Annotated in this window: 19 protein-coding genes; 5 read left to right on the forward strand and 14 right to left on the reverse strand. The window is 72.5% G+C overall.

The window, feature by feature from the left end; translation table 11 throughout:
• From ACZ6R6_RS31850 to ACZ6R6_RS31865, 4 genes are all read right to left on the reverse strand, one after another.
• On the reverse strand, positions 1–113 hold a 113-nt coding region (locus tag ACZ6R6_RS31850), incomplete at its 3' end, for a biotin carboxylase N-terminal domain-containing protein (RefSeq protein WP_386498305.1).
• A gap of 375 nt (positions 114–488) precedes the next feature.
• A complete protein-coding gene (locus tag ACZ6R6_RS31855; RefSeq protein ID WP_470099594.1) occupies positions 489–3,281 on the reverse strand; it encodes a helix-turn-helix transcriptional regulator in 2,793 nt (930 codons plus the stop codon).
• Positions 3,282–3,554: 273 nt separating this feature from the next.
• Entirely contained in the window at positions 3,555–5,285 is a 1,731-nt protein-coding gene (gene leuA / locus ACZ6R6_RS31860) for a 2-isopropylmalate synthase (RefSeq protein ID WP_470099596.1), read from the reverse strand.
• Positions 5,286–5,328: 43 nt separating this feature from the next.
• A complete protein-coding gene (locus ACZ6R6_RS31865) occupies positions 5,329–5,667 on the reverse strand; it encodes a hydroxyisourate hydrolase (protein WP_470099597.1) in 339 nt (112 codons plus the stop codon).
• A 500-nt stretch (positions 5,668–6,167) separates the two neighbouring features.
• Here ACZ6R6_RS31865 and ACZ6R6_RS31870 point away from each other — a divergent pair, with 500 nt between their 5' ends.
• Together ACZ6R6_RS31870 and ACZ6R6_RS31875 are read left to right on the forward strand one after the other, a co-directional pair.
• A complete protein-coding gene (locus ACZ6R6_RS31870; RefSeq protein WP_470099599.1) occupies positions 6,168–6,386 on the forward strand; it encodes a hypothetical protein in 219 nt (72 codons plus the stop codon).
• 420 nt (positions 6,387–6,806) lie between these two features.
• A complete protein-coding gene (locus tag ACZ6R6_RS31875; protein WP_470099601.1) occupies positions 6,807–9,875 on the forward strand; it encodes an AfsR/SARP family transcriptional regulator in 3,069 nt (1,022 codons plus the stop codon).
• 94 nt (positions 9,876–9,969) lie between these two features.
• Here the strand turns inward: ACZ6R6_RS31875 and ACZ6R6_RS31880 are convergent, their stop codons facing one another.
• Positions 9,970–11,775: a serine/threonine protein kinase gene (locus ACZ6R6_RS31880; protein WP_470099603.1), complete on the reverse strand. Its 1,806-nt coding sequence runs from the start codon at positions 11,773–11,775 to the stop codon at positions 9,970–9,972.
• Positions 11,772–11,987, reverse strand: coding sequence for a hypothetical protein (locus ACZ6R6_RS31885; RefSeq protein ID WP_470099605.1), 216 nt, complete (start codon positions 11,985–11,987; stop codon positions 11,772–11,774). Before ACZ6R6_RS31885 ends, ACZ6R6_RS31880 begins: the two co-directional genes overlap by 4 nt.
• Positions 11,988–12,359: 372 nt before the next feature.
• Between ACZ6R6_RS31885 and ACZ6R6_RS31890 the strand changes: the two genes are divergently transcribed.
• Positions 12,360–13,772 (forward strand): alpha/beta fold hydrolase, encoded by a 1,413-nt coding sequence (locus tag ACZ6R6_RS31890; protein WP_470099607.1) that lies wholly within the window; start codon positions 12,360–12,362, stop codon positions 13,770–13,772.
• Between the two features lie 161 nt (positions 13,773–13,933).
• Here the strand turns inward: ACZ6R6_RS31890 and ACZ6R6_RS31895 are convergent, their stop codons facing one another.
• The 3 genes from ACZ6R6_RS31895 to ACZ6R6_RS31905 all read right to left on the reverse strand — a co-directional run bounded on the left by ACZ6R6_RS31895 (position 13,934) and on the right by ACZ6R6_RS31905 (position 15,979).
• Complete coding sequence (locus ACZ6R6_RS31895) at positions 13,934–15,043, reverse strand: winged helix DNA-binding domain-containing protein (RefSeq protein WP_470099609.1); 1,110 nt, start codon at positions 15,041–15,043, stop codon at positions 13,934–13,936.
• Positions 15,040–15,336: an aldo/keto reductase gene (locus tag ACZ6R6_RS31900; RefSeq protein ID WP_470099610.1), complete on the reverse strand. Its 297-nt coding sequence runs from the start codon at positions 15,334–15,336 to the stop codon at positions 15,040–15,042. The genes ACZ6R6_RS31895 and ACZ6R6_RS31900 overlap by 4 nt, the downstream gene beginning before the upstream one ends.
• Positions 15,337–15,553: 217 nt before the next feature.
• Positions 15,554–15,979, reverse strand: a complete 426-nt coding sequence (locus ACZ6R6_RS31905; protein WP_470099612.1) for a VOC family protein — start codon at positions 15,977–15,979, stop codon at positions 15,554–15,556.
• A 236-nt stretch (positions 15,980–16,215) separates the two neighbouring features.
• On the opposite strand from ACZ6R6_RS31905, the gene ACZ6R6_RS31910 reads away from it, so the two are divergent.
• Positions 16,216–17,247, forward strand: a complete 1,032-nt coding sequence (locus ACZ6R6_RS31910; protein WP_470099614.1) for a helix-turn-helix transcriptional regulator — start codon at positions 16,216–16,218, stop codon at positions 17,245–17,247.
• 175 nt (positions 17,248–17,422) lie between these two features.
• Here the strand turns inward: ACZ6R6_RS31910 and ACZ6R6_RS31915 are convergent, their stop codons facing one another.
• From ACZ6R6_RS31915 to pdxH, 4 genes are all read right to left on the reverse strand, one after another.
• Positions 17,423–18,055, reverse strand: a complete 633-nt coding sequence (locus ACZ6R6_RS31915; RefSeq protein WP_470099616.1) for a DUF2461 domain-containing protein — start codon at positions 18,053–18,055, stop codon at positions 17,423–17,425.
• Positions 18,056–18,120: 65 nt separating this feature from the next.
• Complete coding sequence (locus ACZ6R6_RS31920) at positions 18,121–19,287, reverse strand: 3-deoxy-7-phosphoheptulonate synthase (RefSeq protein WP_470099618.1); 1,167 nt, start codon at positions 19,285–19,287, stop codon at positions 18,121–18,123.
• The gene (locus ACZ6R6_RS31925; protein ID WP_470099620.1) at positions 19,284–20,897 is read right to left on the reverse strand and encodes a (2,3-dihydroxybenzoyl)adenylate synthase; all 1,614 of its coding nucleotides are present in this window, start codon (positions 20,895–20,897) and stop codon (positions 19,284–19,286) included. Before ACZ6R6_RS31925 ends, ACZ6R6_RS31920 begins: the two co-directional genes overlap by 4 nt.
• Positions 20,898–20,919: 22 nt before the next feature.
• Positions 20,920–21,570, reverse strand: a complete 651-nt coding sequence (gene pdxH, locus ACZ6R6_RS31930) for a pyridoxamine 5'-phosphate oxidase (RefSeq protein WP_470099622.1) — start codon at positions 21,568–21,570, stop codon at positions 20,920–20,922.
• 83 nt (positions 21,571–21,653) lie between these two features.
• Between pdxH and ACZ6R6_RS31935 the strand changes: the two genes are divergently transcribed.
• Positions 21,654–22,370 (forward strand): methyltransferase, encoded by a 717-nt coding sequence (locus tag ACZ6R6_RS31935; protein ID WP_470099624.1) that lies wholly within the window; start codon positions 21,654–21,656, stop codon positions 22,368–22,370.
• 273 nt (positions 22,371–22,643) lie between these two features.
• Here ACZ6R6_RS31935 and ACZ6R6_RS31940 read toward each other — a convergent pair whose 3' ends face one another.
• The gene (locus ACZ6R6_RS31940) at positions 22,644–23,024 is read right to left on the reverse strand and encodes a nuclear transport factor 2 family protein (RefSeq protein WP_470099625.1); all 381 of its coding nucleotides are present in this window, start codon (positions 23,022–23,024) and stop codon (positions 22,644–22,646) included.
• Positions 23,025–23,045: the final 21 nt, after the last annotated feature.

A 23,045-nucleotide genomic window follows, 5' to 3' on the forward strand; every position in this document is an offset into this window, starting at 1 on the left:
TGGTCGGCGTAGACGGCGACGCTGGCCAGTCCGGCGTCCTTGCAGGCGCGGGCGATCCGCACGGCGATCTCACCACGATTGGCGATCAGGACCTTGTGGAAACGACGGTTCATAGCGGCCTTCGCAGCGTGGAGGGTGGTGACCAGGGGCAGGGCGGCCGGTGGCCGTGCGGTCTCCGGCGGGAGATCTCCGGGCGGGATCCGGAGACGTCCCCCGCCGCGCGGGTGACGGCCGCCGTCTCGGGGGCGGGGCCGTGATGGACGCTCCGCCCGGCCGGCTCCCGACCGCGCGCCGTCTCCCCCGGCGGATCGGTCCCCGGCGCCGGATCGTCTCCGGCCTTCTGTTGTACGTGCACGCGATCTCCTCACCGGATTACCTGGTTACGCCGCTCCAGAGATATGCAATACACCGATGCCGCAAGGTTAGTCAGGGATGTCCTTTTTCAGACACCCCTACAAACCCACCCGTCACCGCCCGTCCGGGACGGCTCAGGCGGTGACGGGGCTGCCGAATTCGAGGCTCGACGGCAGGTCGGCGCGCCGGGTGATGTTCAGCTTGCGATAGGTCCGGGTCAGGTGCTGCTCCACCGTGCTGATCGTGATGTAGAGCTTGCCGGCGATCTCCCGGTTGGTGTATCCGGCGGCCGCCAGGACGGCGACCCTGCGCTCGGCGTCGCTCAGGACGGCGGCCAGCTCCGTCGCCACCCGCATCCCGGCGCCGTCCCCGTCCCCTTCTCCGTCCTTGGACAGCGCCCTGCTCAGCGGCCCGGCCTGGCACACCTGGGCCATGGCCTGCGCCCGGCCCGTGATCATCGCCGCGCGCCGGTACTCGCCGAGCTCCTGGTATGCCTTGACGAGGTCGAAGAGCGCCCTGGCCATCTCGTACCCGTCGCCGGCCGCCTGCAGCAGCTCCACCGCCTGGCGCAGCAGCATGGGGCGGTGCCGTACTTCGCCGGTGGCGGCCAGCAGGCGCATGGCGATGCCGTGGACCCGGGGCGTCTCGGGGCCGCAGCGCCTGATCTGCTCCTCGACCAGCTGCCGCGCCTGTTCCGGCCGGCCCAGGCTCAGGCAGGACTCGGCGGCGTCGGTCCGCCAGGCGACGAGTCCCGGCACGTCGAGATCCCACCTGCCCATCAGCTCACCGCAGAGCCGGAAGTCGCGCAGCGCCAGGGCGGCGTGACCGGTCGCCAGGCTGTAGCGGCCCCTGGCGTGCAGGTAGTGCAGGCCGTACCGGGTCTGGAACATGGCCTCGGGCACGGGCTGGTCGAGGTGTTCGTGAACGGCTTCGTACTTGCCCATCGCCGTCAGGGCGAGGATGAGGCTGCTCAGCGGCCCGCCCGCGGCGACGCCCCAGCTGCTCAGCGGGATGATCTCCAGGGCGGCGCGCGCGTGCTGCTCGGCGCCCGGCATGTCACCCTGGCGGATCGCGATCTCGGCCCGGATGGCGGCGAGCCTGGCCTGACGGCTCGGGGCGTGCAGCGAGGAGGCCTCCGCGCTGAACAGGTCGCACCAGGGCGCGGCCCGGTCGGGCCGCCCGGCGTAGGTGAGCGCCAGCAGGGCGCTCTCCACGGTGTCCATCGACATCTCGTCGAGGCGGCAGCCGCGCAGGATCCGCTCGACCGCGTCCAGGACCTCCGCGCGCGGCCCCCTGGCGAGCACGTCGGCGAGCGCGAGCGCGGTGTCCAGCCGGCGGTTCGCCGTCACCGACACGACGGCGGCGCGGTCGCGCCCGCCGGCCGCCCGCTGGAGGTGGGCCAGGAAGGGCGGGTGGGTGGAACGCAGCCACGGGCGGGCGATGACGAGCTCGGTGACCGTCTCGGGGTCCATCGCGCCGCCCGACTCGTTCAGGTGCTCCAGCACGTCGCGCGCGTCCTCGAACCGGCCGTGCCACAGCAGCGCCCGGGCCAGCACCACGGCGTCGCTCCCCCGGAGATGGCCGCGCTGCATCCCTTCGGCCAGCTCGGCGAGGTGCCCGGCGGGCGCGGCCGGATTGATCCGCCATTCGGCCCGTACGAGCATCGTGGTGATCTTCATGCGGCGCTGCTCGTCGGCGCACTCGCGCCAGGCCAGCCGGAGATAGGCGACGGCGGACTCCACGCGTCCTTCGCGCAGCGCGTTCCTGGCCGCGTCCTCCAGGACGGAGACCCCCCAGGGGGCGTCGGCCCGGCCCGCCTGGAGGAGGTGGTCGGCGACCGTCGTGGTGGAGGCGCCGCTCTCGTGGGCCAGCTCCGCCGCGCGCCGGTGCAGATCCGCCCACTCCCCCGACCCCACCTCGGCCAGTACGGCGGTGCGCGCCGCCTCGTGCCGGAAGCGGCCCAGGGCGAGCAGGCCGGCGACGGTCAGGAAGTGCAGGGACCGGATCACGGAGGCGGGGCCGACGCCGAGCAGCCGGGCCAGGGAGTCGGGGCCGCCGAGGATCGCCAGCCCCCGTGCCACCTGGAGCATCTGCGGCTCGCCGCGGTGCAGGCACGACAGGACGGCCTGGCCGTACCGGTCGCCGACGACGAGTTCGGCCGGAGCCTCCCCGCCGGCGGTCCGCACGGAGTCCTCGTAGTCGTCCACCAGCGCCCCGGCCAGCAGCGGGTTGCCGCCGCTGACGGCGTACCAGCCGTCGGCGAACCGCTCGGCCGTCTCCCGCCCCACCCGCTCGGCGACCAGGGACATCACACCGGCCCGGGAGAGCGGGGCGAGCTGGATGCGGCGGCAGTGCGGCTGGCGGAGCAGCTCGGTCTGGAAGAACGTCTCGCTGGACCATCCGTGGTCGGAGTGGCTGAACACCGCCACGATCCTGGCGAACCTCACCCGGCGCGACAGGTAGGACAGGCAGAGCAGGGAGGCGCGGTCGGCGTGCTGCACGTCGTCGACGACGATCATCAGCGGATACCGCTCCGACAGCTCCAGCAGCAGCGTGCACAGGGCGTGGACGATCTGGGCGTCGACCTGGTCGAGGGGCTCCGCCTCGGAGCCGGACGACGTCACGGTCCGGGCCCCCTCCTCCAGCAGGGCCATGGCCCGCTCGCGCTCCTCCGCCACCAGCGGCGAGTCCTGGATCAGCTGGCGCAGCACGCCCAGCGGCAGATCGCGCTCGACCCGCGACCCCGTCGCCGTGACGGGCAGCGCGCCCAGCTCCAGGGCCTGCTCGGCGAAGCGGTGCAGCAGCTCGCTCTTGCCGGTCGCGACGGTGCCGCTCACCAGCGCGACCCTCCCCTTGCCCATCACCGCGTTGGCGAGGAGCCCCTCGAGGGAGGCCAACGCCTCATCTCTTTCGACCAAGCTCATCATCAGCCTCCCTCTTCGAGCAATGGATCAGGCGGTTCAGAACCGCAACTTACGGCCGGACGGAGTACGCAGGTCCAGTGGACCCGGCGTCTTTGCCTTCTGCTTTTTGAGCTGGACTCTCCGCATGGTCGCCGTACCTTTCGATCTCGGCTGTTCTCCGATGGGATGACGATGACGACGCTAGGCTTGCCCGGTTTCCGTCTGTTATCGGATGGCTATTGCCCACGCTGTGCGGTCATCGTCCGCCCACGGCGGCCGGCCGCGGCGCCCGCCCGGCTACCTGCCCGCGGCGATCAGCGGCGTGGCGGCGCCGGCGTCCTCCCCGCTCCTGGCGGGCAGGTGCTTCAGACGCGCCCTGATGACGGCCGAACGCACCGCCGCCAGTGAGGCCGCCTCGACGTCCCGGTCGATGCCCACCCCCCAGGAGGGCCGGCCGTCGACCCGGCACTCGGCGTAGACGGCCACCTCCGCGTCCGGCCCCCGGCCCTGGCCGGCGAATCCGGTCCGGTGCACGGCCCGCACGTCGAAGCCCCAGCGGGACAGCGCCGCGCGGACGGCCTGGACGGCGTCCGTACGGCCGGCGCCGACGTCGAACCTCTCCCCGTCGACGTGCAGGGAGGTCGTCACCAGTTCGGTGCCGGAGGCGAGGGGGACGGGCAGCTCGGCGTTCAGGAGGTATTCGCGTTCGAAGAGCCGCCCGACCCGGTCCGGCGTGATCTCCCCGCCCTCCGCGTCGGCCTGCGACTGGACCACGTGCGCGAAGTCGATCTGCAGCTCACGCGGCAGGTTCAGCCCGTGCCAGGCGCTCATGACGTAGGCGACCCCGCCCTTGCCGGACTGGCTGTTGATCCGCACCACGGCCTCATAGGTGCGGCCCACGTCCTCGGGGTCGAGCGGCAGGTACGGCATCTCCCACGGCAGGTCCCCGACGGCGGTCCCCCGCCGGACGGCCTCGCGCTCCAGGGCGTCGAACCCTTTCTTGATCGCGTCCTGGTGGGAGCCGGAGAAGGAGGTGTAGACGAGGTCGCCGCCGTAGGGGTGCCGCGGATGGACGGGCAGCCCGTTGCAGCGCTCCACCGTGCGGCGGATCTCGTTGATGTCGGAGAAGTCGATGCCGGGATCGACCCCGTGGGTGAACATGTTGAGCCCGAGCGTGACCAGGCAGACGTTGCCCGCCCGCTCCCCGTTGCCGAACAGGCAGCCCTCGATCCGCTCCGCGCCCGCCAGGAGGGCCAGCTCCGCGGAGGCGACGGCCGTGCCCCGGTCGTTGTGCGGATGGATGGACAGGCAGACGTGCTCTCTCCTGGAGAGGTTCCGGCTCAGCCATTCGATCTGGTCGGCGAAGACGTTGGGCAGGGAGCGCTCGACGGTCGTGGGGAAGTTGAGGATGATCCCGCGGCCCGGCTCCGGCTGCCAGACGTCCATGACGGCCTCGCAGACCTCCAGGGAGAAATCCAGCTCGGTGTCGCTGAAGAGCTCGGGAGAGTATTGGAAGCCGAGGTCGCAGTCGCCCAGCGTCTTCTCGGCGTATTTCATCATCAGCCGGGTCCCCTGCACCGCGAGGTCCTTGCACTCGTTGCGGCTCATGCCGAACACCACACGCCTGAACAGCGGAGACGTCGCGTTGTACAGGTGGATGGTGGCGCGCGGCGCCCCTTCGAGGCTCTCCACGGTGCGTCTGATCAGCTCGTCCCGGGCCTGCACGAGCACCGAGATCCGCACGTCGTCGGGGATCCGGTCCTGGTCGATCAGCACGCGCAGGAAGTCGTGGTCGTCCTGGCTGGCGACCGGGAAGCCCACCTCGATCTCCTTGTAGCCCATGCCCACCAGGAGGTCGAACATCGCCAGCTTGCGGTCGGGAGACATGGGGCTGGCCAGTGACTGGTTGCCGTCGCGGAGATCGGTGGACAGCCAGCGCGGCGCGGAGACGATGGCGCCGTCCGGCCACGTGCGCCCAGGAAGATCCACTGGTGTGAACGCGCCGTAGCGCCCGGCCTGTCGTCTCACGTTCCTCACTGGCTGGTTCCCTTCTATGCTTGCACGTCCGCCGTCAGTTGTTGGAGCCGAAATACGTCGAGTAAGAGTAAGGGGAAATAACTACTTTTATCTGATATGAATCCGTTTCGTCCTTCATGCGGAATATGACGGCTATTTCGGGATATGCGGCACTGAGGCCGAGGCCGACGAAGTAGTAGTCGCTCTCGAAGACGATGCGATACAGCCCGCGCTCGAACTTCTGCCCCCACCACTCCGTGATGCAGCCCTCGTCGTCGGTCTCGGCGTCGGCGATGGCGCTCCAATGGCTGTCCTCGGCCCGCTCCAGCCGCGCCCGCACGCCGGCGGCGTACCGCCCATGGACGCCGTCCAGCGCCTGTGCACTAATGCCCATGTCAGCGACACCTATCTACAAGGCCCGCCATGACGGACCAGCTTGACTATCTCCGCGATCCACGCCCGGCCACCGGGGGCGGGCCCCCGCGAGCCCGCGGACGGTCTCACGAGGGCCCCGGCTCCCGATCCGTCGCGTGTCGGCTGGCCGCCGCACACGACGGACACCGGCCGGTCCGGGCCTCCGAACCAGGCTTCCGGAGCGCGCTATCGTTCTGGCTTCGTCCGGCTATCGGCCGCTTTCGTCCCGCTATCGTCCTCCGGACCGCGCCGGCGGGACGGACGCGGCGGATCCGTCGGCGTCCGCCGCGGCGATGGGCCGCACAATTGGCGGACCCTTCTTGATATGAGCGGAGAAATGCGTCGGCACCCTATTTGACCTGCGCTGATGGCATACCGGAAGCGATCCGATAATGACCGGATGGCGGCGGCTGCGACGTTGAAAGTGCCTCAGCCAACCGGCCGGCGACCACGGGCCACCGCGACAGACAAGGGCACAAAATGAGCGACTACACCGGCAGCCGCATCTTCCGCCTCGCTTTCTCCGCCATCATCGTCACCGCGGGGGTGGCGGCCACGGGCACCGTCGCCATCGCGGGCACGGCGGCCGCGGGCGCTTCCGGTGTCACAGTGGTGAGCGCCTCGGACACCCAGCCGACCCCCACCCCGACCCCCACCCTGCCCCCGCACACCGACGGTGACCCGTGGGACGGTTCGTGAGCCGGTGAACTCCTGAAAGACGGACGCACGAGTTGAGTGTCGCGGGTCGCCAGCGGCCACCCACACGGCCGGAGACATTACGTCTCCGGCCGTTTTCCGTTCTCTTGACAATGGACTTACGGCCACAAACGGCGGATGAACTCATTGGTGCGGCCCAGACCCTGGCAAGGCATCACTCCAAGTAGTACACTCCACACCAAAGTGACACATTGCACACGGGGTGACTCTAGTATCGGTAAGATTCAGCGACCGCGTATATCGCGAACATCGACGACAATTGCCGTTACAGACAGACTTTCCTGGTCTCCCTGAGGACGCACGCCTGACAATGAGGTTGTACAACCGACGCTTCTCTCGCATCGGGAAGTGTAGGGACTTTCGCATGGGCCGGGGTTGCGGGTTTTCTTCAAGGAGATGCGGGTGGACTTCCTCGTTCTTGGACCTCTGGAGGTGACCAACGGCGACCAACGGCTGGACCTTGGAGGCATAAGGCAGCAGACCGTGCTCGCCGTCCTCCTCCTCGACGCCAACCGGGCGGTCACCACCGGCCGGCTCATGGAGGCGATCTACGGAGACGACCCGCCGACCACGTCCCGGGCCCAGGTGCAGATCTGCATATCCGCCCTTCGGCGCCTTTTCGCCGCCCAGGGCAGCGCCGATCTCATCGCCACCCAGTCCCAGGGCTACGCGATCCAGGCCGACAGCAGCCGGATCGACTCGCACCGCTTCGAGAACCTCCTCCTCCAGGCCCGGCGCGCCCGCGAGGACCGCGACTCCGAAGAGGCCATCAAGCACTACCGCCGGGCGCTCGCGCTCTGGCGCGGCCCCGCCCTCGACGGCATCGAGAGCAGGCTCGTGCAGTCGGCGGCGAGCAGGCTCATCGAGCACCGGATCACGGCGAACGAGGACTGCCTCCAGCTTGAGCTGGATCTGGGCAGGCATCACGAACTGGTCGGCGAGCTCAGCGAGCTCGTGGAGGAGTATCCGCTGCGTGAGCGGCTCCGCGGCCAGCTGATGCTGGCGCTGTACCGTTCGGGACGTCAGGCGGAGGCGCTCCAGGTCTACCGGCTCGCCCGGCAGACCATGATCGAAGAACTCGGGATCGAGCCCAACGAGCGCCTGCAGCAACTGGAATACGCGATCCTCACCTCCGACGAGAGCCTCGACCTGCCGGCGCAGCCCGTCAAGGTCGCCGAGGAGCCGCCGGCCCGCGTGCCGCACGTCCCCGGCATGCTCCCCACCGACATCGCCGACTTCACCGGCCGCACCAAGCAGATCGACGACATCCGCCAGCGGCTGACGCTCGCCTCCGGTGACCGGTCCCGCTTCGCCGTACCGATCATCGCGATCGTCGGGAAGGCGGGGATCGGCAAGACCACCGTCGCGGTGCACTCGGCGCACAGCGTCGCCGAGCACTTCCCCGACGGGCAGCTCTACGCCGACCTGCACGGGGGCCTGTCCCGTCCGACCAGCCCGATGCAGGTGCTCGAACGGTTCCTGCGCGTGCTCGGCGTGCCGGGCACCGCGCTCCCCGACGGCCTGGAGGAGCGGGCGGAGATGTACCGCGCCCTGCTCGCCGACCGCAGGATGCTGATCGTGCTGGACGACGCGGGCAACGAGAGCCAGGTCCTGCCGCTGCTGCCCGGCAATCCCGCCTCCGCGGTGATCATCACCAGCCGGAGCAGGCTCGCCGGACTGGCCGGTGCGATCCACATCGATGTGGACGTCTTCGATTCGAGCCAGTCGATGGACCTGCTCTCCCGGATAGCCGGGGTCGAACGGGTGCAGTCGGAGCCGGAGTCGGCCGCGGCGCTGGCCGAGCTCTGCGGCCAGCTCCCCCTGGCGCTCCGCATCGCCGGCGCGCGGCTGCTGGCACGCCCCCACTGGAGCATCGAGCAGCTGGTGGGCCGGCTCGAGGACGAGACCCGCCGGCTTGACGAACTCAAGCACGGCGACATGGGGATCAGGGCCAGCATCTCGCTGACCTATGACAGCGCCAGCGAGGACGCCCGGCGGCTCTTCCGCCGGCTGGCGATCCTGGAGTCGCAGCTCTTCTCCGCCTGGATCAGCGCGGCACTGCTCGACCTGCCCTTCGCCGACGCGCAGGACCTGCTGGACGACCTGGCCGACGCGCAGCTCGTCGAGACCACGGGGGTCGGACGCGGGGTGCACACCCAGTACCGCTTCCACGACCTCATCCGGGTCTTCGCCCGGGAGCGGCTGGCCGCGGAGGAGTCCGCCGGCGAGCGGAGCGCGGCCCTGGCCCGCGTGCTCGGCGGGCTGCTCTTCCTCGCCGAGGCCGCCCGCCGCCGTGAGTACGGCCCCGACGTCATGATCCACAGCGACGCCTCCCTCTGGTCGCTGCCCAGGGAGCTGGTCGACCAGCTGATCGCGGTGCCGCTCGCCTGGTTCGAGCGTGAGCGCATGTTCCTGGTCTCCGGCATCCGGCAGGCGGCGCAGGCGGGCTTCGTCGAGCTCTGCTGGGGCCTGACGATCAACGCGGTGACGTTCTTCGAGGCGCGGGTCTACCTCGACGACTGGCGGGAGACCCACGAGATCGCGCTGGCGGCCACCCGGCACGCCCGGGACAAGCGCGGCCAGGCCGCGGTGCTCCACTCGATGGGCTCGCTGGCCATCACCGAGCAGCGCTTCGACGACGCCCAGCGCGACTTCGAATCGGCGGTCCGGCTGTTCCGGGAGGTCAGCGACGACCGCGGGGTGGCCATGGCCATCCGCAACATCGGCTTCCTCGACCGGATGAACGGCCGCTTCGACGAGGCCGAGGCGCACTACGAATGGGCGCTGACGACCTTCCGCGCCATCGGGGACCAGGTCGCCGCCGCCTACGCCCTCCACAACCTGGCCCAGCTCCGGCTGGAGTTCGACGACTTCGACGGCGCCAAGCGGCTGCTGTCGGAGGCGCTGCAGCTCAGCGGGAACGGCGGCAGCAGAAGGATGAAGGCCCAGGTCCTGAACCGGATGGGCCGCACCCATCTGCAGTCGGGCGAGCCCGCTCTCGCGGCGCGCATGTTCGACGAGACGCTGACCATCGTCAGGGACATCGGCGATCCCACGGGCGAGGCGTACGCGCTGTACGGGCTGGGCACCGCGCGGCTGCGCCAGGGCATGCTCGCCGAGGCGGAGGGGGCGCTGCGCCATGCCCTGATGATGGCCAGCACCTCCAACCAGCGGCTGGCGGAGGCCCGGGTGCTGGTCGGCCTGGGCGAGCTGGCCATCGCCTCCGGCGGACCGGCCCAGGCCGTGCCCTACTTCCAGCAGGCGCTGTCCCTGTTCCGCCGGATACAGGTCCCGGTCCACGAGGCCCGCACTCTGATCATGCTCGGCGACGCGCACCTGGCCGCGGGCGACAGCGCCGCCGCGCACGACGCGCTGGCCGAGGCGCACGCCCTGGCCGAGAAGCTGGATCCCCCGGTGGCCGAGCAGATACGGGCGCAGCTGGCCGAGAAGGCCCGTGGCCGGGAGGGGTGAGAGGAGCCGGGGACGGTCCCCGGGTCCCCGCCCGGCCACACCGGCCCGGACTCCCGCGCCTCCCCTTCGGACGGCGGGGCGGTCCCCGCCGGGGCTACGGTCGCCCCACCCGCCGCTCCTGCTGACCGGCTCCCCGGCGCTGCTGCCGGCGCGCCCGCGCGCCGCGCCAGATCTCCTGACCGCGGGAGAATCCGCTCTCGGCCAGATCCACCAGCGTCCGCGTCACCGCCGCCCTGATCGACGGGTAGCGCACCCGCAGCTCCAGCCAGAGGGATTCGGCGCCCCTGGCGACCCGCACCACGACCGAGCGTCCCTGGTCGGCGAGCTCCTGCCGCCGGCGCCGGAGCTCCTCCCGGCTCTCCTCGGCGAGCTGCCGGCCGGCCGCGTCGGCGCTTGAGGTGAGCAGGAGCACCGACACGATGGCGGCGCGGGTCTCCAGCTCCTCGGGCCTGCCCTTCAGGGCGCGCCCGCGCTGCTCCGACCACCAGGTGACCCGCCCGATCGCGGCCCGCCGCAGCGGATGCAGGCCCCCGGCGCGCAGCCGCCACCGGTGCGTGCGGGCCGCCTGCGGGACCAGGCACAGCTCGACGGCAGCCGCCACGCCCCGCTCCCAGGTCTCCTCGGAGACCTCGCCGACGACGTCGTGCAGCCGGTCGAGCACGCCCCGCACCTCGGCCATGATGACGGGGACCTCGGTCTCGGCCTTGAGCAGGCGCGCGCACCCGCCCGCCGTACTCTCCGGGCATTCCGGATGCGCGCAGCGGTGCCGGGCCGCGTGCGCGAGCGCGCCGGCCGCCACCGTCTCGGCGACGGCGTGGTGGCCCGACGATCCGCCCCTGGCCAGGTCGAGGAGGCCGTCGGCGTCGATCGCCATCCCCCGGTATCTCGGCCGCAGCCCGGCCGTGAAGGCCGCGGCGAAGGCGGCGACGGCCACGGGCTCGGGCGTGCTCTCCCCAAGCCACGCGCGGTCGAAGCGCCCGTCCCGGACCTCCCGGTCCAGCCAGGTCGCGAGCCGGGCGCGGCCGCCCTCGCGCAGCCACGACTCGGCGGCCCCCGGCCGGGCCGTCAGGTCGATCGCCAGCGCGGCCGGGGTGGCGTGGGAGCGGCCGGCGAACTCCAGGGGCGCGTACCGGCGGACGGGCGCGACCTCGGGCGCCGCGCCCGCCAGCCACGACCGGACCGCCTCGCCGTCCCAGCGCGCGGCCGGGTCGACGGTCAGCAGTCCGGCCAGCAGCCGCTCCCAGCGCTCCTCGCCGACGGCTCCGAGGTCGACGGCCGCGTCGCCGGGCCCGAACGCCGGGGGGCGGCCGGTCAGGAGCTCGTGGACGACGACGCCCAGCGTCCACCAGGCGGCGGGGGCCCCGCGGACCCCCTCGACGGTCTCGGGCGGCACCGGCCAGGACGTGCCGGCCGGCAGGGCCGCCCACTGCGCGGCACGGTGGTGGCCCAGCGCCAGCACCAGCGGGCCGGTCTGCCTGACCAGCAGGTCGTCGGGGCCGAAGTCGCCGACCACGTGCCCGAGAGCGCTCTGCCAGATGTCGAGGCAGCGTGCGACGGCGGCCACGACCTCAAGCGACCGCTCCTCCGGCAACGGCCCGGTGCTCATCAGGTCGCGGAGGGTCCCCAGCGGGAGGAACTCCTGGACCAGCCACGCCGCCCCCACCCGGTCGTGCTCGATCAGCCTCGTGGTGTACGGCTCCCCCGTGATGAGGCCGCTCAGCCGTTCCAGCAGGGCCGGGTCCAGGCTCAGCCCCGGGCGGTAGACCCTGAGCGTCACCGGCGTGGCGTCACCCTTGCGGGGACGCGCCAGATAGAGGTCGCACTCGTCGTTCTGGAGCAGGAGCCGCTCGATGAGGTATTTCCCGGTGAGAGCCCAGGGGACGGAGACGCGTGGGATCATGCTCTTCCCTCCGGCAGCCCGAGGAAGGACATCGGCGCACGCACGCCCGGCCCGAGCGGGACGGACGAGGTGGCGAGCAGGTGCGGCAACAGAAGCAGGCGCAGCGGCAGGCGCAGAGTGAGCGCGCTCCCGCCACGCCCGGGGACGCTCTCCACATCGGCGCCGTGAGCGGCTCTCCGCTCCAGAATCCACCAGGGGGCGTCGCTCTTCACCCTGCGGATTCTAGCCAAAAAGCCGCCTACCGCTTTCTGAGCGCAGCGGCAGCCCGGCCGCAGCACTCCATGCGCCGCAACCGCGACGGCCGGAATCGGCCGGCGGGCACGGAACGCGACCACCCGGCCGGGCTCGGACCGGCCCGGGGCTGACGCCGGACCGCTGCGGACGCCACCCACGACGAGCGCAGAAGCCACAACGGCGATCCTCGGCGTCCGCCGGGGTCGGCCGATCGTCCCCAATCTCAGGAGCTGATCGTCCCCGAGCTCAGGCACCGCCCGGGGTCTGACGGCCTGTGGTAGGACTTCCCGTCCCAGGACCAGACCCCGGTCCGACGCGGTCCCACCCCCCGCTCCGCGATCGTGAACGCCATGTTGAAACCCCTCGCCACCGTCGTGGCCACCCTGCTGGCCGTGGGCGGCCCGTCCGCCCCGACGGCGGCCACCCCCGCCGCCGCCGCGACCGGGACGTCCCTTCAGGAGTGGCGGACCTGCCCGGACGACAAGATCGGCATGGAGTGCGCCGACCTCCAGGTCCCGGTGGACTGGCAGAAGCCCGGCGGCCGCAAGATCACCTTGAAGCTGGGCAGGCTGAAGGCCACCGGCACCTCTGAGGGCTCCGTCCTGGTGGCCTACGGCGGCCCCGGCGGCCCGGGCATCGCCATCACGCAGTCCGTCCCCGGCTGGTGGACCGGACTCCGCGAGCGCATGGACATCGTCACGTGGGACACCCGCGGCTACGGCGAGCAGTTCCGGGGCCTCAGCACCGGCCTGCCGTGCGCCTGGACCCGCGTCCCCGTTCCGGACGTCCCCGAGGACGCCGCCGACTTCGGCCGCCTGTCCGACACCAACCGCGGCTACGCCGAAGCCTGCCGGCTCAAGGACCCCGAGCTGTTCGCCCACATGACCTCGGCGGACCAGGCCAGGGACATGGAGGCGATCAGGAGGGCCCTGGACGGCGGCAAGCTCAACTACTACGGCGCCTCCTACGCGGGCTTCTACGGCCAGGCCTACGCCCGCCTCTTCCCCGGCCAGGTCCGCACGATGGTCCTCGACGGCACGTGGAACCACAGCGCCGCCGACTGGCCTCGCGAGCTGGAGGAGATGGCCAGGTCCAACGAGGAGTTCATGCGGCACGTCTTCACCTGGTGCGCCACCGATGACTGCCAGGACGTGCCCGGCCTCTGGCGCAAGGTGATCGACCGGGCAGAGCGCGCCCCCATTCCCACGACGACCCCCAACGTGGCCTACAAGGCCCGCGACCTCCAGTCCTTCGCCCTGGCCATGGCCCGGCAGGGCGCCCCGGGCTGGCCCTCGCTGGTACGGGCGATCCGCAAGGCGGCCAAGGGCGACGCCTCCGACTTCGTGCCCGCTCGCGGCAGCCGCTATCCCGACCAGGCCACGGGTGTCACGGAATGCGCCGACTGGCCGCGCTACGCCGGCCTCAAGGAGCTGACCGCGGCCACCGACCGGCTGCGCCGGATCGCCCCCCTCACGGGCAGCGCCAACACGATGGCCTCGGCGACCCTGAGCTGCATCGGCTGGCCCGTGCCGGTGACCAACCCGCCCGCCCCTCTTCCCGCGGGCCTGCCCCCCATCCTGGGCGCGGGTGCGTGGGGCGAATCGGACGCGGTGCAACGCGCCCTGGCCTCGGTCCCGGGCAGCGTCACCATCCGCCACGACGGCCCCGGCCACACCCTCTACGGCGACAACCCCTGCGCCCGCGAGCGCATCGACCGCTACCTCACCGACCGGACGCTGCCCCCACCCGGCATCACATGCTGACGTCGGGCGCGTACGGCTCCCGCCGCCGACGTCGCACATGGGCAGGGCGCGGCATCGGCACGCGGCGCTGGACCCGCTGACCGTGCGGGTCCAGCCACAGCGTGAGCCGGAGCACACCGCCCGGCCCCGCGCTCAGGGGAAGCGGCCCGTGGGTGTGTCGCTCAGCGGGGAGACGCGGCGATCTGTACACGGTCGCTGTCGTTGTCGGACAGGAACGACGCCAGCGCCCGCCCCTGCTCGGCGACGGTGGTGCGGTCGGCCCGGGAGAAGCGGCGCAGCGGGGTGACCGTCACGGTGCCGGCCCTGACCTCCCAGGTCGCCGCCACCCGGCCGTCGACCAGCACCACGCGTGCGCCGGCGACCGACAGGCCGCGGTGGGCGTCGTCGACGATCCGGCTGCGGTCGTGGTAACCGAGGAGCGCGTTGTCGAACGCCGGCAGGAACCGCACCGGGGCGGGTGTGTCGGGGTCGGGGCGCGGCGCGTCGGGGAGGTCCAGCAGTTCCCGGCCCCGCTCGTCGCGGAAGGTGACAAGCTCCTCGCGTACCGCGGCCACCGCGGCCGGCAGTCCGGCCAGGCCGCACCAGGCGCGCAGGTCGGCCGTGGCGGCGGGGCCGAACGCGGCCAGATAGCGCCGTACCAGCGCTTCGCCGACCGGATCGGAGCCCGCCGGGGCCGGCGGGTCGATCTCGCGCCCCAGCCAGGAGGAGAGCAGGACGTTGCGCACTCCCGCCTTCGCACGCCACAGCCCGCGCGGTGGCAGCTGCGCCACCGGGACGAGGGCGGCGACCAGCATTTCGCCCAGCGCCCGCCGGCCCGGCGCCGGCCAGCGCCCGGCCAGCGCCCGCGCGAGCTCGGTCATCGAGCGGGGCTCGTCGTCGGCCATCACCGCCCGACCTGCCGTCGCGAGCTCGTCGAGGTCTACCCCGGCGAGCTCGCGGCGGTAGGTCCCGAGCACCCGCTGGCGCAGCATGGTGTCGTGTCGGGCCCGCCAGGCCAGGGTGTCGCCGGCGGTGAGGAGGTGGACGGTGCGGCGCATGAGATGGGTCCGCACCACGCTCCGCCGGGTCAGCAGGTCCGAGAGCGCCGCCGGGTCGAACGCGCGCAGCCGGGACCAGAGCCCGACGAACGGTTCCTGCGGTTCCTGCGCCTGCAGGCCGCACAGGTGCGCGACGGCGTCGAGGACCGGCACGTCGGCGTGGTCGAGCAGCAGTTGCCGGGCGAGCGTCGCGCGGTTGAGCGCCCGGGTGTCGAGAACAGTCGCCGGGGTCATGCCGCGACGCACTCGTCGGCCGACCGTCGGCGTGGCGCCGCGCGGGTGACGGCCGGCACGATGTCGTCGCGTCGGCCCTTCGGGGCCCTGCCCGCGATTTCCCCAGACTCCCCGCCGGGGCCGTACACGTCGGCGGTGTCGACGGAGTCGATCCCCGGGTCCGGGGTCCGGTGGATGATCCGGACACGGTCGTCGCGGTCGGTGTCACCGGCCGGTCCGAGCGTCATGGTGCCCGGGCGGTAGGGGCCGACCTGGATTCCGGTCCGGCCCAGCGCGCGCATCTTCACTGGCACGTCCTTTCCTTCGAGGTGTGTGTCGCTCCGGTGGGAGCCGGCAGCGCCGTGGCGGAACGCGGGGCGGCGGCTCCGCGGGACGCGTCCCCGGCCGGACCGGCCGCTGCGACCTGCGGCCGACGGGCGGTGGGCGGTGGGCGGTGGGCGGCGGCCGTTGTCGAACGCCGCCGTCGGAGCGCCGGCCGGGCGGTGGACGCCCACCACCCGGGCTTCGCTGTCAGGACGCGTTGTATCCGCTGACGACGTCCACGACCCAGGTGACGCCGAACCGGTCCTTCAGCATTCCGTACAGGGGCGCCCACTGCGCGGGTCCCAGCGGCTGCAGGACGGTCGCGCCGCCGGAGAGCTTCCCCCAGTACGCGGTGACCTCCTCGGTCGTCTCGCCGCGGAGCGAAATGAAGAACGCGTTCTCGCCCTGGTTCCACGGCATGTGCGAGGGCACGTCGTAGGCCATCACGCGAAGACCGCTGCCGGAGGCCACCTGGCCCCACATCACCTGGTCCGCCTCGGACGGGTCCTGGACGTTCCCGGCGTCCTCGTACGTGACCATGATCACGTCCCCGCCGAACACGGACTGGTAGAACGTGAGTGCCGCGCGGGCGTCACCTCGGAAGTTCAGGTGGGTCACAGCGTTGACGGACATGATCGGCTCCTCTGTCTCTCGATCCATCTTGTTCGGGCGGGCTTGCACATCCAGGCCCGACGGCCCGCAAGGCGCGCTGACCGCGGGGTCGGTCCGCTGTGAAGCGGGAGCCCGGTGCCCCCGCCGCCGCCGCCGACGACGATCACGAGGATCGGCCTGCCCGGCCCCTGCTGGGTGACCACAGTCGCAGGAGAAGCGGCCAGGTTGTGGCCGCTTCTCAGGGCAATATTGGCTTCATGCCGAAGACATCAGCGCGACTGCTGTCGATGCTCTCCCTGCTCCAGGCGCGCCGGGACTGGCCGGGGGCGCTACTGGCCGAGCGGCTGGAGGTCAGCCCCCGCACCGTGCGCCGCGATGTCGACCGCCTGCGCGAGCTCGGCTACCCGATATTGACCACCAAAGGCCCCGACGGGGGGTACCGGCTCGACGCCGGCACGGAGCTGCCCCCGCTGCTGTTCGACGACGAGCAGGCGGTCGCCCTCGCCGTCGCGCTCCAGATCGCCACCACCACCGGTGCCGGCATCGAGGAGGCCGCGGCGCGCGCGCTGAACACCGTCCGGCAGGTCATGCCCGCACGGCTGCGCCGCCGGATCGACACCTTCCAGGTCACCGCCGTCGAGCGGCCCGAGCTCCGGCCGGCCCCACAGGTCGACAGCAGCGTGCTCATGGCGCTCAGCGCCGCCCTCCACGCCCGCGAGGTGCTGCGCTTCGACTACTCCCCCGCGTCCCCGCCGGGGGTGGACGACACGGGGGTGGACGACAACGGCGTGCAGGCCCCGCCGCGCCGGGTGCAGCCCCATCACCTCGTCACCTGGGGCGGGCGCTGGTACCTCGTCGCCTGGGACCTCGACCGCGAGGACTGGCGCACCTTCCGTGCCGATCGGATCACCCCGCGCACCCCTACGGGCCCCCGCTTCACCCCGCGCGAGCTGCCCGGAGGTGAGGTGGCCGCCTTCGTGGCCGGCAGGTTCCGGGGCTCCGACGGCTCCGGCGACTGGCCCTGCCGCGGCGAGGTGATCCTCGACCTGCCCGCCGCCGCCGTGTCCCGCTACACCCGCGGCGGAATCGTCGAGGAACTCGGCCCGGACCGCTGCCGGCTCGTCCTGGGCTCGTGGTCATGGCCTGGCCTGGCCGCCACCATCGGCAGGTTCGACGCCGACATCGAGGTCGTCGGCCCGGCCGAGCTCAAGGACGCCTTCGCGCACCTGGCCCGCCGCTACGCCGACGCCGCAGCCGGCGCACCCGCCACGCCGCCCCCGGACCGGTGATCGCCCCCGGGCGGCTCGATCGCGGCGCGCACGTGGTCGGTCACCACGGCCGGCACGGTGTCCGGCTCGACGCTCCAGCGAGATCACGGCCCCGACCGGCAGACCCTGGCCGCCCCCGGCGGGCGCACCTCAGCTGGGCCCTGACCAGGGAGGATGTTCGGCCGCGGCCCGGGGCTCACCCCTTGGCGACGTGGCCGAGGAGCCAGTCGACGAGCGGGCGGAGGTGGCGCCAGCCGTCGCGGACCTCGGTGAGCGCCCCGCGCCCCCGCGCCTTCGACCTGGGCACGCGGCGCTCGGCCCCCAGCGAGCTGTGGCGGAGCAGCTCGATGCGCGGGTGATCGGCCGGGTAGCCGCGGGGCTGGGTCTTGACCCGGTCGCCCACCAGCTCGAACCCGTCCTTGACCAGACGGTCGGTGATCTTGACGAGCGCGCCGCCGGTGTGTCCGTCGTCGACCGCGGCGCGGTAGCGTGCGGTCTCGGCGGGGTCGTAGGCGTGGAAGCCCGCGCCGAGGAACAGGCCGTCGGCCTCCAGCTGGAGGTAGTAGCCGACGCTCCCGCCCGCGCCGACCGTGACGCCCTGGTAGGTCTTGTAGGGCGACTTGTCCTTGGCGAACCGGGTGTCGCGCTGCGGCCGGAACAGCTTGGCCTGCCCGAACTCCTCTTCGAGCTCGTCGAGCAGCGCGAGCAGCGGCTCCCGGACGGAGCCCTCGTAGACCTCCTTGTGGCCGTGCCAGTAGTCGCGCGAGTTGTCGGCGGCCAGCCCCTCGTAGAAGGCGAACGCCCTGGCCGGAATGCCGTCGAAACCCATGCCGCTCCTTCCCTCTCTTCCTCTTCTCCGCCCTCTTCCCCGTCACGCTCGCGGCACGCCCGCTCTCACAGCGCGCTCACGAAGCGCTCGACCACCTCGGCGGCCTGCTCGGCGTTGAGCCGGGGGTCGCACGCGGTCCGGTACCGCGACAGAGGAGGCAGCGCGGAGAAGGGGAGCGGGGTCGGCACGCATTCGGTCACGTCCTCGGGCGTCATCTCCAGATGCAGTCCCGCCGGGTGCCGCCGCAGGGAGCGCAGGACCCGGACGAACGCCCCGACCTCCTCCAGGACCGCCCCCATGGGCCGGGTCTTGCGGCCGGTGCCGATCCGCATGGTGTTGCCGTGCATGGGGTCGCACAGCCACACCACCGAGGTGCCCCGCCTGGCGACCTCGCCCACGACCTCCGGCAGCAACCGCCGGATCCGCGCGCTGCCCATCCGCACGATGAAGGTCAGCCGGCCGGGGACCGCCTCCGGGTTGAGCAGGCGGCTGAGCCGTACGGCGTCCGCCGGGCGGACCGTGGGGCCGATCTTCACTCCGATCGGGTTGGTGATCGAGGCGGCGAACGCCACGTGCGGGCCGTCGGCGGAGCGGGTGCGGTCGCCGATCCAGACCGAGTGCGCCGAGGAGGCGAACCGCCCGGCGCTCCCCTGCCTGGCGAGGGGATGCTCGTAGTCCAGCAGCAGCGCCTCGTGCGAGACGTGTGCCCGCTCGACGGCCTCCCGCCCCTCCCAGGAGGCCCGCACGGTGGCGAGCACCCGCTCGGCGCACTCGTAGGCCCGCAGCAGCCGCAGCGGGTCGGGGAAGCGGGCGTCGGGGTCGGCGTCCGGGCTGTTGACCGCGTCGCCTCGGTAGGCGGGCATGACCGTCCCGTCGGGGACCCGCTCCCACGCCTCGGAGCGCGGCTTGCCGTACTGGCCGGCGAGTCGTCCGATCGGCACGACCGGGACGCCGGCGGCGGCGCCCACCCCCCGGGCCAGGCGATAGAGCTGGTCGAGCTTCCTGCCGACGTCGCACGGGTTCGACTCGCGGAACCGCTCGGCGCAGTCGCCTCCCTGGAGCACCAGCGCCCGGCCGTCGGCGGCGCGTCCCATCGACTCCGCCAGCCGCGCGCACTCCTCCTCGGTGACCAGCGGCCGCAGCGCGGCCAGCCGCCGCCTGACCTCCTCGAGCAGGCCGGGGTCGCTCCAGTCGGGCTGCTGGGGCGCGTGCCCCGGCGTCAGCGCCGTCACGGCCGCCTGCCGCCCCGCCGGTGGGCGATGTCGGCGCGCAGGCGGGCCTTGTCGACCTTGCCCACCGGGGTGTACGGCAGGGCGGAGACGTCCTCGACCCAGTCGGGGACCTTGTAGGCGGCCACTCCCCGCTTGCGGAGGAACGTCTGGATCGTCTTCAGGCTCGGCGCGCCGTCGCGGGGGACGATGTAGGCGCAGGTCCGCTCCCCCAGCAACGGGTCGGGCATGGCGACCACCGCCACGGCGTGCACCTCGGGATGGGCGAGGAGATGGTCCTCCACCTCCTCGACGGGCACCTTGTCGCCGCCCCTGTTGATCACGTCCTTGACCCTGCCGGCGATGACGAGATGGCCGGTGTCCGTCAGCCGGGCGAGGTCGCCGCTGCGGAAGAACCCGTCCGGGGTGAAGGCCGCGGCGTTGTGCTCCGGCGCCCGGTAGTAGCCGCGGATGGTGTAGGGGCCGCGGACCAGGAGCTCGCCGACCTCCCCCTGGGGGACGTCACGGCCGTCCTTGCCGACGACGCGCACCTCGTCGGCGGGTGTGAGCGGCCTGCCCTGGGTGGACACGAGCACCTCTCTGGGGTCGTCGGGGCGGCTCTGGCTGAGCAGGCCCTCGGCCATCCCGAAGGACTGCTGGAGCCGGCCCAGCGTTCCGCCCACCTGGTGGGCCAGTTCGCCGGAGAGCGCGGCGCCGCCGACCTGGACCAGGCGGAGGCTGGAGAGGTCCTGCCGGGACCAGCCCGCCGCCTCCACCCACAGCTGGGCGAGCGAGGGGACCAGGCCGGTGACGGTGACCCGCTCGCGCTCGATCAACGCGAAGGCGTCGTCGGGGCTCGGCGTCGGCGCCAGCACGACCGTCCCGCCCGCGTGCAGCGTCCCGAGGACCCCGGGGCAGCCGAGCGCGTAGTTGTGCGCGACGGGCAGCGCGGCCAGATACACCGAGGTCTCGTTCAGGCCCGCGTTCTCCGCGCTCACCCGGATGTTGCAGGCGTAGTCGTCGTGGGTGCGCGGGATGAGCTTGGAGCGGCCGGTGGTCCCGCCCGACAGCAGGAACAGCGCGACGTCCCCGGGATCCGGCGAGGCCAGCGGCACGGGATCCCGCTCGACGTCGGCCAGGGCCGTGAACTCCTGCGGGTCCCCGACGACGATGACGTGGAGGAGGGAGGGCGTCGAGGCCCGCACCTGCCGGGCGAGCTCCCGGTGGTCGAACCCCTGGCAGGTGTCGGGGACGACGTAGGCGACGGCGCCGGCGGCCTCGGCCAGGGGGCCGATCTCGCTGTGCCGGTGGGGCGGCAGGGCCAGGACCGGCGCCGCCCCGACGCGGAACAGCGCGAAGCAGAGGAACACCAGCTCCGGGATGTTGGGCAGTTGGACCAGCACCCGGTCACCGCGGCCGACGCCGAGCTCGCGCAGGCCCGCCGCGAGGCGGTCGGCGCGCGCGTCGAGCTCGGCGTAGCTCCAGCGCGACTCCCCCGACACCAGGGCGGTCTTCGAGCCGTGGGTCCTGGCCAGGCGGCGCAGCAGGTCGCCGAGCGTCTCGCCGCGCCAGTAGCCCTCCCTCCGGTAACGCTCGGCCACCTCTTCCGGCCACTCCACACATCCGGGCATCATCGGCTTGTCCCTCCTCAGGGCCTCAGGGGGCTATCCGCACGCTCCGCCAGCCGTCGCCGGCGATCTCCCGGCGGTAGCGGAAGCGGTCCTGGATCTCGTCGGTCCGGCGCTGCCAGAACTCGACCTCCTCGGGTGTCAGCCGGTAGCCGCCCCAGTGGACGGGGCGCGGCACCTCCTGTCCCGAGAAGCGGTCGCCGGCCTGGTCCAGCTGCGTCTGCAGCACGCTCCGGTCCCCCACCACCCGGCGCTGGTCGCTGGCCCAGGACAGCAGCTGGACGCCGCGGGGCAGGCCCGCGAAGAAGGCGTCGGACTCGACGTCGGTGAGCCGGGCGACGCCGCCTTCGGCCCGCACCTGACGGCCCACCTCCAGCCAGCCGAAGCAGAGCGCGGCCTGCGGGTTGACGGCCAGGTCGGCGCTCTTGCGGCTGCCGTAGTTGGTGAAGAACACGAATCCGTCGTCGACGTAGGCCAGGTCGACCCAGCGCGCCGACGGTCGGCCGTGGATGTCCGCCGTGGCGAGCACGGCCGCCCGGCCCGCGGCCGGGCCGGTGCCCAGCCACTCCTCGTGCCAGCTGCGGAACTGGGCCAGCGGGTCGCGCTCCAGCCTCTCGGGGTCGATCCCGTCTCTTCTGCAGGAGGCGCCCAGCCGGATGAGATCGGTGGTCGTCGACATCGGCCTCTCCATCCACCATTACAAATTTTATAGTCATATGCCGTGCGTGGCATGATTTAAACGCTAATGCCTATAATTATCTAATGCAACGTCGATCGGAGACCGGAGAGACGATGAATGCTCGCGCCCGGCAGGCCGCCGGAAATCTTCTCGCCCGCCACCGGGAAATCACGCTGCGGCGGAATTTCCGGCTGCTCGGCCTGGACTGGGACCTTCTTCCCGGCGTCTACGCCCCGCACCTGTCGCAGTCCTCGGCGCTGTACGCCGAGTGGATCCCCTACCCGGTGCACGGCTCCCTCTGCGAGATCGGCAGCGGCACCGGCTACGTGGCCGTCACCGCCGCCCTGCGCGGATGCGACGCGGTGACCGCGATCGACATGAGCCGGGCCGCCGCCGACAACACCCGGCTCAACGCCGTACGGCACGGCGTCGCCGACCGCGTCCGCGTGGCCTGCGGGGACATGTTCGCCCCGCTGGAGGCCGGCGACCGCTTCGACCTGATCTACTGGAACTCCAACTTCGTCGAGGCGCCCTCGGGCGAGGGCACGGCCGACGACCTGGAGCGGGCGTTCTTCGACCCCGGCTATGTCGCGCACGACGCCTTCCTGCGCGACGCCGGCGGCCATCTGAACCCCGGCGGGCGGCTGATGCTCGGCTTCACCGACCTCGGGAACCCGGCGCGGATCGGCGAGATCGCCGCCCGGCACGGCTGGCGGCCGGCCGTTCTCCGGGCGGCCCGCTGCGCGGCCCCGGAAGGGGAGATAAATTACCAGCTCGTCGAATTCCTCCGGAACCGATGAATGCCGGAGGAATTCCTCCTCACACATGAGAAAGACCGATGGCGGCGGCGCGACAAAAGGCGCCGCCGCCGTCCGGGATATCGGCGGGACGGCCGGAGAAACGTGATCGCGGGAAACTCCGGGACGGCCCCGGGAATTCTCCGGGACGACGGATTCCCGGGGACGGAGATTCTCCCGGGGCGCCGCCCGCCGGCGACGGCGGGGGCGCCCCGGCGGCACGGCCGAGGCGGGTGCGGCCCGGCGGCGTAGCCGAGGCAGGCGCGGCCCGGCGGCTCAGCCCTCCTGCTTCACCGGCGTCTGCTGGTGGAAGGCGAGCTTCCACGCGCCGTCGCGGCGGACGTAGGCGCTGCTCATGTAGAGCTGGAAGACGGCGCCGCCCTCCTTGAGGCTCACCGCCGCCCGGTAGGTGATGACCGCGCTGTCGTCGGTGAGCGGCAGGACCTTGACGTCGTGCAGCGTGTAGTCGTCGAAGGGCGATTTGCTGGCGTCGATGTCGTCGGCGAGCTCCGCCCCGGTCTGCAGGCCGTCCGGCTCGACGCACAGCGTCCGGTCGGTGACCAGCCGGCGGTAGAAGTCGCCGTCCCCCACCGATATCGCCGCCCAGCCCTGCTCCTCAAGGGCGAGCAGTTCCCTCTCGATCGTCTTGGCATCCACTGTGGTCTCCTCTCGTAGGGG

Source organism: Streptosporangium sp. NPDC048886, assembly GCF_055586905.1.

Coding starts and splice junctions, on each gene's coding strand:
- ACZ6R6_RS31935 (WP_470099624.1), top strand. CDS start 21,654: ATGCAACGTCGATCGGAGACCGGAGAGACGATGAATGCTCGCGCCCGG.
- ACZ6R6_RS31910 (WP_470099614.1), top strand. CDS start 16,216: ATGCCGAAGACATCAGCGCGACTGCTGTCGATGCTCTCCCTGCTCCAG.
- ACZ6R6_RS31865 (WP_470099597.1), bottom strand. CDS start 5,667: ATGGGCATTAGTGCACAGGCGCTGGACGGCGTCCATGGGCGGTACGCC.
- ACZ6R6_RS31890 (WP_470099607.1), top strand. CDS start 12,360: ATGTTGAAACCCCTCGCCACCGTCGTGGCCACCCTGCTGGCCGTGGGC.
- ACZ6R6_RS31880 (WP_470099603.1), bottom strand. CDS start 11,775: ATGATCCCACGCGTCTCCGTCCCCTGGGCTCTCACCGGGAAATACCTC.
- ACZ6R6_RS31895 (WP_470099609.1), bottom strand. CDS start 15,043: ATGACCCCGGCGACTGTTCTCGACACCCGGGCGCTCAACCGCGCGACG.
- pdxH (WP_470099622.1), bottom strand. CDS start 21,570: ATGTCGACGACCACCGATCTCATCCGGCTGGGCGCCTCCTGCAGAAGA.
- ACZ6R6_RS31925 (WP_470099620.1), bottom strand. CDS start 20,897: ATGATGCCCGGATGTGTGGAGTGGCCGGAAGAGGTGGCCGAGCGTTAC.
- ACZ6R6_RS31915 (WP_470099616.1), bottom strand. CDS start 18,055: ATGGGTTTCGACGGCATTCCGGCCAGGGCGTTCGCCTTCTACGAGGGG.
- ACZ6R6_RS31905 (WP_470099612.1), bottom strand. CDS start 15,979: ATGTCCGTCAACGCTGTGACCCACCTGAACTTCCGAGGTGACGCCCGC.
- ACZ6R6_RS31870 (WP_470099599.1), top strand. CDS start 6,168: ATGAGCGACTACACCGGCAGCCGCATCTTCCGCCTCGCTTTCTCCGCC.
- ACZ6R6_RS31855 (WP_470099594.1), bottom strand. CDS start 3,281: ATGATGAGCTTGGTCGAAAGAGATGAGGCGTTGGCCTCCCTCGAGGGG.